The following is a 12,295-nucleotide window of genomic DNA, read 5'->3' as shown; positions in this document are numbered from 1 at the left end:
TTCCTGATGCAATACGCGTATCCCCTGCTGGCCATTCTTATCTGGGCTGGCAACACCGTCGTCACAAAAATGTCGGCCGGTTCGATCTTTCCCGCCGAGATCGGCTTTTATCGCTGGCTGCTCGCCGGCCTGCTGTTCACCCCCTTCATGCTCAAACCGGTGATCGCCCATTGGGCAGTGATTCGTCCGAACCTGGGCAAGGTTTTCGTCCTTGGCGTGCTGGGCATGGCGGTCTATCAGAGCCTGGCGTACTTCGCCGCGGCCCTGACCTCGGCCACCAACATGGGCATCATCCTGTCGCTGATGCCGTTGATGTCCCTGGCCATGGCGATCATCAGCCTCGGTCAGCGCCTGACTGCCGGCGCGCTGGCCGGTGCGGTGCTGTCGTTCGCCGGCGTGTTGGTGGTGGTCTCGAATGGCAGCCTTGATGTGCTCTTGGAGCACGGGGTGAACCTGGGCGATGCGATGATGCTGATCGCGACACTGGCCTACGCGGTCTACAGCACCCTGCTGAAAAAATGGCAGCTGAAACTGCCACCGCTGGTGCTTTTGTACCTGCAGGTGCTGGTGGCGGTGGTGGTGCTGTTTCCGCTGTTTCTCCTCTCAGCGAAAACCGGTCTGACCCTGCAAAACATTCCACTGGTGTTGTATGCCTGCCTGCTGGCGTCGATGCTCGCGCCACTGGCGTGGATGCAGGCGGTGGTGCGCCTGGGGTCGAGCCGGACCACACTGTTCTTCAATTTGCTGCCGGTGATGACGGCGTTGATTGCGGCGGTGGTGCTGCGTGAGCAATTGGCGGTTTATCACCTGGTGGGTGGGGTGTTGACCCTGGGTGGGGTGATAGTTTCGGAGCGTTGGACCACTGTGCTGGGGCGTAAGGTGAGCGTCGCCTGACCCTGCCTCATCGCGAGCAGGCTCGCTCCTACACTTTGAAATGCATTCCCCTGTGGGAGCGAGCCTGCTCGCGAAGAACGATAACGCGGTCTAGAGCCCTGCCGCCTTGAGTCGCGCCCCATGCTCGACAAACAACCTGATCGGCTCAGCCCCCTTCCCCACCAGCCCCAGCGACTGATTGACGATGTCGAAATGGTCCAGCGGGTAATCGTCACCAATCACCGTCCCCAGGTGCGAGCTGTAACGCCCGACCATCCCGTCGCATTGCCCGGCCTCGCGCACGAAGGTTCTGGCGAACAATCGGCAACTGCGGTTGGTGCCATCGAGCAGGTTGCGCCCGCGATTGGTCTTGCCCGGTTGCAGGGTGCCCGACCAGGAGTAATAGCGAATGCCATTGACTTGCGGCGGTCCGTGCCCGCCCCACGTTTCGGGCAGCCCTTGGGGGTAGCGCTGATTGAACAACGCCACGCCTTCGGTGGTGAGTGAATGATGTGAAGCATGAATATCCGCCGGCAGCTTCGGCCCGCGATAACCGGTTTCCAGCAGGCTCATCAACGCAGCGACCATACGCACCAGAAAGCTCAGCAAACGTCCCTTGATACTGTCGTGTGGATAGTGTTTGTGCAGGTAATCGGCAAGCTCCGAACCGTGATTGGGGCCCGCCACCGACGTCACCGACGCCACCTGATCCGGTCGCTTGGCTGCCGCATAACGGGCCGTGAGCGCGCCCTGGCTATGACCGATCAGGTTGACCTTCCCGGCCCCGGTTTCGCGCAAAATCTCCTCGATCCGTGCCAGCAATTGTTCACCTCGCACCTCGCAGGAGTTGAGAGGCGAGACCTGCACCGCGAACACCTGCGCACCACCCTGGCGCAGCGCCGGAATGATCCCGTACCAATACGGATAGAGCAGCAGCCGGACAAACCCGAGCATTCCCGGGACCAGCACCAGCGGGTAACGCGTGGCACAACCTGGCGACATGGCGGACATCCTTGTGGTCGAGGGTGATGCAAGGTGGATGCAAGACACCCGCCAAGCATCGCCAGCGAAGATGACAACTCGACCTGCAGTCTATGACATCCGCCTTATTTCAACCCGACAACGCCCGCCACGATCAGCCCCACCGACAGCAACTTCACGGCGCTGAGGCTTTCCCCCAGCAGCGCGAACCCGAGAAACACCGTGCCCAACGAGCCGATCGCGGTCCAGATCGGGTAAGCGATGCTCACCGGCAGCTCGCGCATGGCCAGGGTCAGGAAATACACCCCGCCGATCGCCGCCGCCACGGTAATCAGCGACGGCCACAGGCGGGTGAAGCCCTCGGCGTACTTCATGCCCATGGCGAAGGTGACTTCGAAGCCGGCAGCGATCAGCAAAAACAGCCAGGCCATTCAGTACTCCCTGGCCAGCGCGAGCAGCCGTTGTTCGGCTTCGGCGGCGGAGACCGCGAAGGTTCGTGCCTCGGATTCTTCACCCTCGGCAGCAACCACTGTGACGTCGGTAATGCCGATAAAACCCAACGCCGTGCGCAGCAAGGGATCGGCATGGTTCATGGCTTCCAGATCCCCGCCCGGACCGAAACCGAAGCCGCCGCGGCTGGTGACAATCAGCGCCTTTTTGCCGTGTACCAGCGGTTCATACTGGGCCACGCCGTTGTCCAGGGTGTGGTTGAAGGTCAGCCCGATGCGCACGATTTGATCTATCCAGGCTTTCAGGCCGCTGGGTACGCTGAAGTTGTGCATGGGTGTGGAAATCACCAACAGATCGTGGTGCAGCAATTCGCGGACCAGTTCGTCGCTGAACGCCAGGTCCGCCTGCATCGACAGTGGTCGCGCGTCGGGTTCCGGGTAGAACGCGGCGGCCACGAACGCCTCGTTGACCGGTGGTATCAACGCCCGCCCGACCTCGCGGCGGGTCAGTTGTACGTGCGGTTTGCGCGCTTGCAAGGCTGAAAGAAACACCTCGGCCAAACGCCGCGAGTGCGAACGCTCTCCCCGTGGGCTGGCATGAACAGCAAGAATTTTACTCATCTGAATCTCCTCAAGGACTAGACTTCAACCACTTGTGGCTTGCAGCTTCAGGCTTGCAGCTGCCCCTATTCAACTGAGCAAAAATCAGTCTGGATGAAATCATTTCATCCATGGAGAGTTCATGTTTGCCTCACTGCCGCTGACCGCCCTGCGTGCCTTCGAATCCGCTTCACGCCTGCTGAGTTTCAAGGCCGCGGCCGAAGAACTGTCCGTGACCCCGACGGCGGTATCCCATCAGATTCGTTCGCTGGAAAACTGGCTCGGCGTGCAGTTGTTCGAGCGCCTGCCCCGCCAGGTACGGCTGACCGACTGCGGCGAACGTCTGTTCAACAGCCTGCACGGGGCTTTTCTGGAAGTGGCGCAAAGCGTCGACACCCTGCGCCCGCAGCGCAGCGCCGCAAACCTGACGATCTCCACCACCGCCGCCTTCGCCGCCCTTTGGCTGGTGCCGCGCCTGGGCCGTTTCTACGCTCGCCATCCGAACATCAGCGTGCGCCTGGATACTCATTGCGAAGTCATCGACCTGCATCAGGACGCCAGTGTCGATCTGGTGGTGCGCTACAGCCTCGATGCTTACCCGAGCCTGTACGGTCTTTGTCTGTTCGACGAGTCCTTCGGCGTCTATGGCTCGCCAGCGCAAGTGACGTTGGCCACCTCTTGCACACCGACGCTGATCAGCGTGCGCTGGCACAACTCCAAACTCTACGCCCACGGCTGGGAAGCCTGGTGCGCACAGTCCGGCGAGACCTGGCTGGCCGGCCAGCCTGCCGTGCGCGAATACGATGAAGAGCACTACGCCCTGCAAGCGGCGATTGCCGGGCAAGGCCTGGTGCTGGCGAGCAACATTCTGGTGTCCGAGAGTGTGGCCAACGGGGTATTGATGCCCTACCGGGGCGATGTACAGGTGGACGGTGCCGGTTACAGCGCATTGTGCGTGCCGGGGCGAGAGCGGCACCCGCCGGTTCGGGCGTTTTTTGCGTGGCTGCAAGAAGAAGCATCAATGTCCGGGCAGGCATTGCGCTGACGGTCGGGTACAGGCTCGGGAATGCATATACCCAAAACAACAAACACTCACTTGAAAACAACTTCTAACGAAACTTTATTAACCACCAATAATAAAACCAAACCCAACCATCACCCACCCTGTACATACTTGAAGTTACAAACCCCGCATAGACTTTCTCAGGCATGAACTTATCCTGACAACCACAACCCAATGGTTGTTTAAATAATCAAGTAAGGGAATACATCATGCTTATTGAACAACGACTCGAATTCATCGACTCCCTGGCATCGTTGCCGTCAGTTATAACACCACGAGCATTCGCTGACTTCACATCCAACCAGCCACCACATGACATTAACAAACCAACCGCCAGTGTGATGCCAGGCACGATAGACGCGTTTCTTCCAGGTGTTTCACAGCAAACCATTGATGACGTCAACCTTTGCAAGTTAGTCATGCAAAATGCCGCATCCAAACTATACCCCGAAGACGCGCAACTATTCGAGTGGTACAAATATTACGTAGAAGGCTTGAAAAAACTGGGTTGGGTTATCCAGAACAAGGATATACAGGAAGTCACTATCCGCAGGATTGGCTTGACGATGGACCAGGTTGCCCTGGAAGTTTCCAGGGGACTGATCGGCGCGAACGCAGCCCAGATTCTGGCAACCGTCGGCAAACTGGCAGTGGATGCGGTGCAACAGAACCCTCGGGCGATCGAAATTTTCAACTACGGCTATAAACTCGGAAAGCAGGCCAAGTTCGACATTGCACCCGTGTGGGTCGACAACAATGGGCAGGCCAACATGGTCCTTAACTGTATAAGCCTCGATGCACGAGAAAGTACCCGTGGCATCCTGTTCTGGAAATCCACAAGACAATCAACCACGATTAAAACCGGAGCTGTGCGAACCTACCTGGATAACAATGTCTTTGCCAGGCTACGCGATGCGATGTATCAAAAATACTCCGATGCCGGTCAAAAATTCATCGAAGAACTTCCAGACTTCTAACAAAACATAATTTTAAATCGGCACAATCATGCCGATTTAAACTACCCCATAAAAATCCGAGCATCCATTATCATGGACAGACCCCTATTCGATATTTACCTGGTAAACGGAAACATAACGATTTTTTTTGGCACGCATGCTGATGGTTTTAAAAATGACATCTTGAACTCCAGCCTACTCGGTGAACTTGTATCTGCTTCGAAGCATTCACACAATCGAGAAATGCTATGGTCCGATTATGTAGAAACCGTGAGTAAAATAGGGTGGATCACCAAAAGCCGAGAGTTCAAGCGTTGCGAGTTTTCGGGAAAAAGCCTTTTGAAGATCGTCGAGCAGGCTACGGCGACCACCCTGAACAAAGAGGAAAAACAAACGTTATCCAACGCCTTTTTGCAATTGAAAAAGCCACCGACCCAATCGCCGGTGATCAAAACCGTTCTTGATAAACTTCGAACCAACATTTTTGTCGCGAGCGACGAAATCAATGCTTTCACTTCGACGAAACCGTCGGTTGCCACGACAGCCCGGCTGACGTTTGTTCGCGACACTGCAACCATCATTACCTTGCAGGTCGCATTCAAAACGAGCGATGACCTGAACATGGATATCCTGGACCAGCCCATCCTCAATGCCATCATGGATGGAAAGTCCAATACATGGTTGCTGGCCAGTTCCCTGGACTCACGCCGGTACGACAACGTCAGAGAGGCTGTCATCAAAAAAGTCGGAAGTCACCTCAACACTGATTTGCTGCATGTACCAACACCCAACCGTGCAGGTTAAACAGCCGACGACTCTTTGTGTTTGAGCGCTCTCGGGCTTTTCCTTCGGGAGCGTTCAAACATGTTTTCAGGCAAACATCAGTTTTTCACTGTCTTGGGTGCCTTACCTGCCTTCATCTGCTCCAGCAATGGCGCGCACTGATTCGGTTCGCCCCCACTCGGCGCCACCAACGCCAGCAATCCCGCCGCCGGTGCTGCAATCACCCCCAGCGCCACCATCCCCGCCCCGCGCAACATTAGTGGTACGGCTTTCACCCCAGCATCGGGCTTGATGAATTTGCCCCGCACGTACAGTGGCGAGCGCAACGAAATCAAGCGCCAGCCCTTGGATTCCGGGGTCACCGTCAGGTCCAGTTGCTCGGTTGCCATGTTCGCCGTGCCATCGACATAGATGATCGCGTTCTCGGTATCGAAGACGAACAGCCGCGTGCTCGCCAGACCGCTCTTGATGTCGAAGTCGGCAGCCGCGCAGTTGATCTTCACCTCCTTGTCGCCAAAGATCTTGCCAACCACATAGTTGCCGACGTTCAACCCGGCCAGTTCCATCAACTCGCGACTGATGGCGCCGTCATTGATCAACAACTTCAGGTTGCCGTTGGCACTGCCCAGCAACTTGGCCACGGAGTTGCCGCGTCCGGTGATATCGGCATCGCCATTGAGCTCGCCAAAACTGGTTTTCATCGGCTCGAACGTCGGGAACAGCTGTTTGAGCTTGAAGCCCCGCGCCGTGAGTTTTGCCTTGCCCTCCAACGGCTCGGTGTGGCCGTTCAGGCGAATCTGCGCATCCAGCTTGCCACCCGCCACGCCAAACCTCAGCGGCTCGAGGCTGAGCACGCCATCAGTGAGAACCAGACGGGTGTAGAGATCGTTGAAGGGCAGTTTCTCGCTGTGGACGATGCGTTTGCCGGTGAACTCGACATCGGCGTCCATATCGCGCCAGCGCTCGGTCTTGAACTCCTCGACCGGCAACACCTTGTCCGCCGGTTGCTTGCTCTCAACGCCGCGGGCCTTTTGCTTGGTATTGGAATCCGCGCCAATCAACGGTGCGAGGTCGGCAAACAGCAGTTGGTTGGACAGCAGCGACCCGCTGAGTTTGGGCCGTGGCTGGCTGGCGACATAACTCAAATTGCCGTGAATATCGCTGGAGCCGATGGTGCCGTTGAACTCTTCATAACGGAACACCGCACCGCTCGCCTCGTGCAGTTTGGCGGTCAAATGACCATCGGTGGCATAGGGCGGGGTATCCGGCAGGGTCACGCCGGTCAGTGGGTAGAGATGGCCAAGGCTGGTGCCGGCGAGTTTCAGGCGCAGGTCCAGGGCGCCGAGGTTCAGTGGATCGGTCAGGGTGCCGGCCAGTTCGACGCTGGTGTCGGCTATCTTCACTTGTGCCTGCAACGGAAAAGGCTGCGCCGAGTCCTGCAAGGCCAGCAGTCCGCCGATCTTGCCCTGGCCCGCCAGATTCTGACCGTGGTACTGGCCTTTGACCTTCAAGCCAAATGCATAGTCCTGAGGTGAGGCTCCTTTCTCTTGAGCGCGTTTCGCGGCTTTATCGCCCACGATTTCACTGAAAGGAACGGGCTTGCCTAGCGGATCGATCAATACGTCGAGCTGAGTTTTCAGGTTCTGATCGTCGAGGGTGACGTGCCCCTTGTCGAAGCCGATCGCGCCAATGTCCAGCACCCAGGGCGACGGTTCGGCATTCGGATCTTTCGGATCGAATTTGAACGTCCAGTTGGCGCGACCGTCAGCCAGGCGCAGCAGTTGGGCGTTGGGTTCGGTGAGGTCGATGCGCGGGATCACCACTCGCTGTGCCAGCAGTGCCAGGGGCGAGATGCGCAGTTCCACCCGCTTGAGCGTGGCCATCTGCGGCGCTTTCGACCAGTCCGGGTTGCCCAGGCTCAAGTCTTCGGCCACCACGTGCGGCCACGGCACCCAGGCGCGCCAGCCGCCTTCCTCGAGCTCTCGGCGCCAGACCACCGAAAGGTTGCCATTGATGGCAAACGGTCGGTGAAGCTCCTCGGAAACCTTGGCATTGAGGGGTGGTTTGATCCGGTTCCAATCGAAGAACACGATGAACAGCACCAGCACCGTCAGCAAGACAACCAGGGTGCTGAAGGTCCAGGCAAGAATTTTACGAGTGCGCGTCATTGCACAGAGCTCCTGATACGGCTGAACGTCCCGACCACGACGCCCATGAGAAACGCCGGGCCATAACCGACCCGCCATGGAATCTACGACTGATAAACGGCCCGCAGGTTTAATCGAAAAGCCGTTTTTGACTCAACCGGACCGGTGATTTTGCCCTCTTCCGCGTCGACAGCGTTACCGCTCCCGCACTTTTGTGCAGCGCAAGTGAGTCGAAAATACCCAGCACGGTGCAAAATCATCCGCCGGAAAAGCCCGGTTTAGAGCCTTCGCCGAGAACAATCAATTCCGTTGATTATTAACATTGCGTTTATGAACTTTTATATCGACTTCTCACGGGTAACACTTCACTCGTACCCACTTTATCGCCCCGGCATGGAGCACAGATCATGAAACGCCAATTACTGCTTAGTCTTTCCCTCTCTCTGCTGGCCAGCACTGCCTTCGCACTGCCAGCCGCTGAACAGGCTACCCCGCAAGTCAAAGACAGCCATTCGGTGTTCAGCCAAACCGTCGCCGCCGATGGTTCCGATCGCACTCCAGGCCAAACCCTGGCCGAAGGTGGCAATGATCGCCTGAAAGAAAAAGGCCTGATCACCGAAGACGGCTACGACCAAACCAAACAAGGTCAAACGGTTGCTGCTGACGGCTCTGACCGTACCCTTGGTCAAACCCTGGCTGCTGACGGTTCCGACCGCACTCCCGGCCAAACCATCGCCGCTGACGGTTCCGACCGCACTCCTGGCCAAACCATCGCCGCTGACGGCTCCGACCGCACCCCTGGCCAAACCCTGGCTGCTGACGGTTCCGACCGCACCCCTGGTCAAACCCTGGCCGAAGGTGGTGGTGACCGCGTGATCGAACGCAACAGTTCGATGAGCTAAGCCCCATGGCCGCCCTGAGAAAAAGCCCAATCACCGGATTGGGCTTTTGATTTTCTGGCTCCCCAGCCTGTCGATACCGAACATCCCCCGCCGCATCTCCCTATCGTCGTTCGACGCCGGCAAAGCCGATTTGCTAGAGTGCGCCGCTCTCCATTTCCAGAAAACGCCCTTGCGATGCTGCCCCGCGCTGAACAGAAACAACAAACCCGCGTCGCCCTGATGGACGCTGCCCGGCACCTGATGGAAGGTGGCCGTGGATTCGGCAGCCTGAGCCTGCGCGAAGTGGCGAAAACCGCCGGGATCGTCCCGACCGGTTTCTACCGGCATTTCGCCGACATGGACGAACTGGGCCTGGCACTGGTATGCGAGGTCGGTCAGACCTTCCGCGAAACCATCCGCCTGGTGCGACATAACGAGTTCGTCATGGGCGGCATCATCGATGCGTCGGTGCGGATCTTTCTCGATGTGGTCAGCGCCAACCGTTCGCAATTTCTGTTTCTGGCCCGTGAGCAATACGGCGGATCGCTGCCGGTACGTCTGGCGATTGGCCGCCTGCGGGAAAACATCAGTTCCGACCTCGCCGCCGACCTGACGCTGATGCCCAAGCTGCAGCACCTGGACAGCGCCGGCCTGAGCGTGATGGCCGACCTGATCGTCAAGAGCGTGTTCGCCACCTTGCCGGACATCATCGACCCGCCGGCCGAGGCGCTGCCCGAGCATCTGACACCTCAGGCGAAGATCACCCAGCAGTTGCGCTTTATCTTCATTGGCCTCAAGCACTGGCAAGGCCTGGGCAGCACTGAATAAAGAACCTGCAACGCAATCCTTGTGGGAGCGAGCTTGCTCGCGATGGCGTCGGCACAGCCAACACTTACTTTGACAGTACTGCCCCAATCGCGAGCAAGCTCGCTCCCACAGAAAAGCCGAAGCGCCTCACGCTGGTGCACTGTAGAAAGCTCTCGCACCAACATCACTCAAAACCACCGCCTTAGGTAGGTTCGTCCCACGCCTCCTTCAGCCATTTCCTACACCTACCGCCGATTGGCAAGCCCCTTGCTCTAGCCTGTGCATCGTCCATTGCTGGAAGCTTCCCGATGCTGGTGATTCATCGAAGAATCGATCCTCAACCCACCTGGGCCGCCGAGTTGCACCTGAACTTCGAAGCACGGAGCAAAAGCCGTTTGCGCTGTTTCAGTGCCGAGGGCGAAGACGTCGGGTTGTTTTTGAAGCGCGGTCAATCGCCCCTGTATGACGGCGAGTGCCTGCAGGCCGAAGACGGTCGTATCGTCCGTGTCTGTGCCCGCCCCGAACAACTGCTGCACGTCACCTGCGCCAATGCGTTTGAATTGACCCGCGCCGCCTATCACTTGGGCAATCGTCACGTCGCCCTGCAAGTGGGCGATGGCTGGCTGCGCCTGCTCGACGACTATGTGCTCAAGGCGATGCTCGAACAACTGGGCGCCAGTACCGAGTCCATCGAAGCGCCATTCCAGCCGGAACACGGTGCCTACGGCGGTGGTCATCATCATTCGCGCCATGGCGATGAAGACTTCAACTACCCGCCCAAACTGCATCAATTTGGCGTACGCCTGTGAACCCGGCCTGGGCACTGCTGCGCCTGGCCAGCCCGCAACTGCCGATTGGCGGCTACAGCTATTCCCAAGGCTTGGAAATGGCGGTGGAGAACGGTCGCGTCAGCGATTCCGACAGCGCGCGACGCTGGATCGGCGATCAATTGCTGCTCAATCTCGCCCGTTTCGAAGCCCCGCTGCTGCTCGCCCATTGCGTCGCGGCGCAGGAAGACAACTGGTGCGAGCTGCTGCAACGCTGCGAAGAACACCGCGCCAGCCGGGAAACCCGTGAACTGCATCTGGAGAGCCGGCAGATGGGCTACTCCCTGCAACAACTGCTCAACGGCTTGCCGGAACTGGATGCCGCAGCCCGCACCTTTCTCGCTCAACATCCCGAACCCCACCTGGCGCTGGGCTGGGCCCTGGCCGCGCGTGCCTGGCAGATAAGCCCGCAGGATGCGCTGGCCGCCTGGCTCTGGAGCTGGCTGGAGAACCAGTTGGCGGTATTGATGAAAACCCTGCCGCTGGGCCAGCAGGCCGCCCAGCGCCTGACCAGTGAATTGCTGCCGTTGCTGCAGCAAGCCCAGTACAACGCCACCCACCTCACCCCCGAACATATGGGCAGCGCCGTTTTCGGCCTGTCCCTGGCGTGCATGGCCCATGAGCGCCAGTACAGCCGGCTGTTCCGATCCTGAAACGCTTATTCTGGAGAAGCATATGAACACACAACCCCTGCGTGTCGGCATCGGCGGCCCGGTCGGCTCCGGCAAGACCGCCCTGACCCTGGCCCTGTGCCTGGCCCTGCGCGACCGTTACAACCTGGCCGTGGTGACCAACGACATCTACACCCGTGAAGACGCCGACTTTCTGGTGCGCAACCAGGCCCTGGCGCCGGAACGCATTATCGGCGTGGAAACCGGCGGCTGCCCGCACACGGCGATCCGCGAAGACGCGTCGATCAACCTTGAAGCCGTAGATCAACTGAACCGGCGCTTTCCGGGACTGGACCTGATTCTGGTGGAGTCCGGTGGCGACAACCTGTCGGCGACCTTCAGCCCGGAACTGTCCGACCTGACCATCTATGTGATCGATGTGTCCGCAGGCGACAAGTTGCCACGCAAGGGCGGGCCGGGGATCTGCAAATCCGACCTGCTGGTGATCAACAAAATCGACCTGGCGCCGCTGGTGGGTGCATCGCTGACCCTGATGGACAGCGACACCACCCGGATGCGCAGCGGCAAGCCGTTCGTCTTCAGCAACCAGAAAACCGGCCAGGGTCTGGAAGAGATCATTGCCTTCATCGAACGCCAGGGCCTGCTGACGGCGGCTTGATCCACTTATTCACAAGGAAGCTAATCCATGACACTGAAACGCATCCTGGGCGCCGTGGCCCTGCCGCTGACCCCGGCCTTGGCCTTCGCCCACCCGGGGCACGGCGACAATGGCTTGATCGCCGGCATCAGCCACCCGATCGGCGGACTCGACCATTTGCTGGCGATGCTGGCGGTGGGCCTCTGGGCGGCGCAGCAGAAAGGCGCGGCACGCTGGGCGCTGCCGTGCACCTTCGTCGGCACAATGTTGCTCGGCGGAGTGTTGGGTTTTGAAGGATTGAAACTGCCGGCACTGGAGAGCGGGATTGCCGCGTCCGTGCTGGCGCTGGGGCTGGCGGTGGCATTGGCGGTGCGTCCACCGTTGAGTCTGGCTGTAGTCGCCACGGCGGTGTTTGCGCTGTTTCATGGCGTGGCGCATGGGTTGGAATTGCCGGAGATGTCGAGTCCGTGGGCTTATGCAGCCGGGTTTGTAGCAGCGACGGCGGCTCTGCATGCGGCGGGTTATGCGGTGGTAAGGGCGTTGCCGCTGGCGGCAGCACCGTTGGTTCGGTTGGCAGGGGCGGCTTCGGCGGCGACCGGGGTGTGGTTGTTGGCCGGTTGATTCTTTGTTGCCTGTGATGGCCTCATCGCGGGCAAGCC

The 12,295-nt window shown here is 59.1% G+C and carries 14 protein-coding genes; 10 read left to right on the top strand and 4 right to left on the bottom strand.

All coding sequences use genetic code 11. The features are described from left to right. The first annotated feature begins 6 nt into the window (after positions 1–6). A complete protein-coding gene (locus DKY63_RS22515; RefSeq protein WP_110966111.1) occupies positions 7–894 on the top strand; it encodes a DMT family transporter in 888 nt (295 codons plus the stop codon). 90 nt (positions 895–984) lie between these two features. Here DKY63_RS22515 and DKY63_RS22510 read toward each other — a convergent pair whose 3' ends face one another. From DKY63_RS22510 to DKY63_RS22500, 3 genes are all read right to left on the bottom strand, one after another. After that, on the bottom strand, positions 985–1,875 hold the full coding sequence (locus tag DKY63_RS22510; RefSeq protein ID WP_110966110.1) for an esterase/lipase family protein: 891 nt from the start codon (positions 1,873–1,875) through the stop codon (positions 985–987). A gap of 104 nt (positions 1,876–1,979) precedes the next feature. Beyond that, on the bottom strand, positions 1,980–2,285 hold the full coding sequence (locus tag DKY63_RS22505) for a DMT family transporter (protein ID WP_110966109.1): 306 nt from the start codon (positions 2,283–2,285) through the stop codon (positions 1,980–1,982). Next, positions 2,286–2,924, bottom strand: coding sequence for an FMN-dependent NADH-azoreductase (locus DKY63_RS22500; protein ID WP_110966108.1), 639 nt, complete (start codon positions 2,922–2,924; stop codon positions 2,286–2,288). A gap of 121 nt (positions 2,925–3,045) precedes the next feature. On the opposite strand from DKY63_RS22500, the gene DKY63_RS22495 reads away from it, so the two are divergent. The 3 genes from DKY63_RS22495 (at position 3,046) to DKY63_RS22485 (ending at position 5,726) form a co-directional block, all read left to right on the top strand. After that, entirely contained in the window at positions 3,046–3,948 is a 903-nt protein-coding gene (locus DKY63_RS22495; RefSeq protein WP_110966107.1) for a LysR substrate-binding domain-containing protein, read from the top strand. 227 nt (positions 3,949–4,175) lie between these two features. Further along, positions 4,176–4,943 carry a hypothetical protein gene (locus tag DKY63_RS22490; protein WP_110966106.1) on the top strand — a complete coding sequence of 256 codons (768 nt, stop codon included), beginning with the start codon at positions 4,176–4,178 and terminating at the stop codon, positions 4,941–4,943. Between the two features lie 72 nt (positions 4,944–5,015). Then, entirely contained in the window at positions 5,016–5,726 is a 711-nt protein-coding gene (locus DKY63_RS22485; protein WP_110966105.1) for a hypothetical protein, read from the top strand. Between the two features lie 77 nt (positions 5,727–5,803). On the opposite strand, the gene DKY63_RS22480 is transcribed toward DKY63_RS22485, so the two are convergent. Beyond that, complete coding sequence (locus DKY63_RS22480) at positions 5,804–7,873, bottom strand: AsmA family protein (protein ID WP_110966104.1); 2,070 nt, start codon at positions 7,871–7,873, stop codon at positions 5,804–5,806. Between the two features lie 386 nt (positions 7,874–8,259). Between DKY63_RS22480 and DKY63_RS22475 the strand changes: the two genes are divergently transcribed. The 6 genes from DKY63_RS22475 to DKY63_RS22445 all read left to right on the top strand — a co-directional run bounded on the left by DKY63_RS22475 (position 8,260) and on the right by DKY63_RS22445 (position 12,257). Further along, positions 8,260–8,754, top strand: a complete 495-nt coding sequence (locus tag DKY63_RS22475; protein ID WP_110966103.1) for a hypothetical protein — start codon at positions 8,260–8,262, stop codon at positions 8,752–8,754. Between the two features lie 174 nt (positions 8,755–8,928). Then, positions 8,929–9,561 (top strand): TetR family transcriptional regulator, encoded by a 633-nt coding sequence (locus tag DKY63_RS22470; protein WP_110966102.1) that lies wholly within the window; start codon positions 8,929–8,931, stop codon positions 9,559–9,561. A gap of 287 nt (positions 9,562–9,848) precedes the next feature. Further along, positions 9,849–10,349 carry an urease accessory protein UreE gene (gene ureE, locus DKY63_RS22460; protein WP_110966101.1) on the top strand — a complete coding sequence of 167 codons (501 nt, stop codon included), beginning with the start codon at positions 9,849–9,851 and terminating at the stop codon, positions 10,347–10,349. Continuing rightward, positions 10,346–11,020, top strand: a complete 675-nt coding sequence (locus DKY63_RS22455; RefSeq protein ID WP_110966100.1) for an urease accessory protein UreF — start codon at positions 10,346–10,348, stop codon at positions 11,018–11,020. The genes ureE and DKY63_RS22455 overlap by 4 nt, the downstream gene beginning before the upstream one ends. Positions 11,021–11,042: 22 nt before the next feature. Beyond that, positions 11,043–11,657 (top strand): urease accessory protein UreG, encoded by a 615-nt coding sequence (gene ureG / locus DKY63_RS22450; protein WP_110966099.1) that lies wholly within the window; start codon positions 11,043–11,045, stop codon positions 11,655–11,657. 27 nt (positions 11,658–11,684) lie between these two features. Continuing rightward, positions 11,685–12,257, top strand: coding sequence for a HupE/UreJ family protein (locus DKY63_RS22445; RefSeq protein ID WP_110966098.1), 573 nt, complete (start codon positions 11,685–11,687; stop codon positions 12,255–12,257). Positions 12,258–12,295 lie beyond the last annotated feature (38 nt).

It is taken from the genome of Pseudomonas putida (assembly GCF_003228315.1).
GTDB classification, from domain to species: domain Bacteria; phylum Pseudomonadota; class Gammaproteobacteria; order Pseudomonadales; family Pseudomonadaceae; genus Aquipseudomonas; species Aquipseudomonas putida_S.
This window is presented reverse-complemented; position numbering and strand designations above follow the sequence as displayed.

Bases quoted from the DNA above. Each gene is read 5' to 3' on its own strand.
- DKY63_RS22515 (WP_110966111.1), top strand. From the start codon at position 7: ATGCAATACGCGTATCCCCTGCTGGCCATTCTTATCTGGGCTGGCAAC.
- DKY63_RS22485 (WP_110966105.1), top strand. From the start codon at position 5,016: ATGGACAGACCCCTATTCGATATTTACCTGGTAAACGGAAACATAACG.
- DKY63_RS22505 (WP_110966109.1), bottom strand. From the start codon at position 2,285: ATGGCCTGGCTGTTTTTGCTGATCGCTGCCGGCTTCGAAGTCACCTTC.
- DKY63_RS22480 (WP_110966104.1), bottom strand. From the start codon at position 7,873: ATGACGCGCACTCGTAAAATTCTTGCCTGGACCTTCAGCACCCTGGTT.
- DKY63_RS22470 (WP_110966102.1), top strand. From the start codon at position 8,929: ATGCTGCCCCGCGCTGAACAGAAACAACAAACCCGCGTCGCCCTGATG.
- ureE (WP_110966101.1), top strand. From the start codon at position 9,849: ATGCTGGTGATTCATCGAAGAATCGATCCTCAACCCACCTGGGCCGCC.
- DKY63_RS22495 (WP_110966107.1), top strand. From the start codon at position 3,046: ATGTTTGCCTCACTGCCGCTGACCGCCCTGCGTGCCTTCGAATCCGCT.
- DKY63_RS22500 (WP_110966108.1), bottom strand. From the start codon at position 2,924: ATGAGTAAAATTCTTGCTGTTCATGCCAGCCCACGGGGAGAGCGTTCG.
- DKY63_RS22510 (WP_110966110.1), bottom strand. From the start codon at position 1,875: ATGTCGCCAGGTTGTGCCACGCGTTACCCGCTGGTGCTGGTCCCGGGA.
- DKY63_RS22475 (WP_110966103.1), top strand. From the start codon at position 8,260: ATGAAACGCCAATTACTGCTTAGTCTTTCCCTCTCTCTGCTGGCCAGC.
- DKY63_RS22445 (WP_110966098.1), top strand. From the start codon at position 11,685: ATGACACTGAAACGCATCCTGGGCGCCGTGGCCCTGCCGCTGACCCCG.
- DKY63_RS22490 (WP_110966106.1), top strand. From the start codon at position 4,176: ATGCTTATTGAACAACGACTCGAATTCATCGACTCCCTGGCATCGTTG.
- ureG (WP_110966099.1), top strand. From the start codon at position 11,043: ATGAACACACAACCCCTGCGTGTCGGCATCGGCGGCCCGGTCGGCTCC.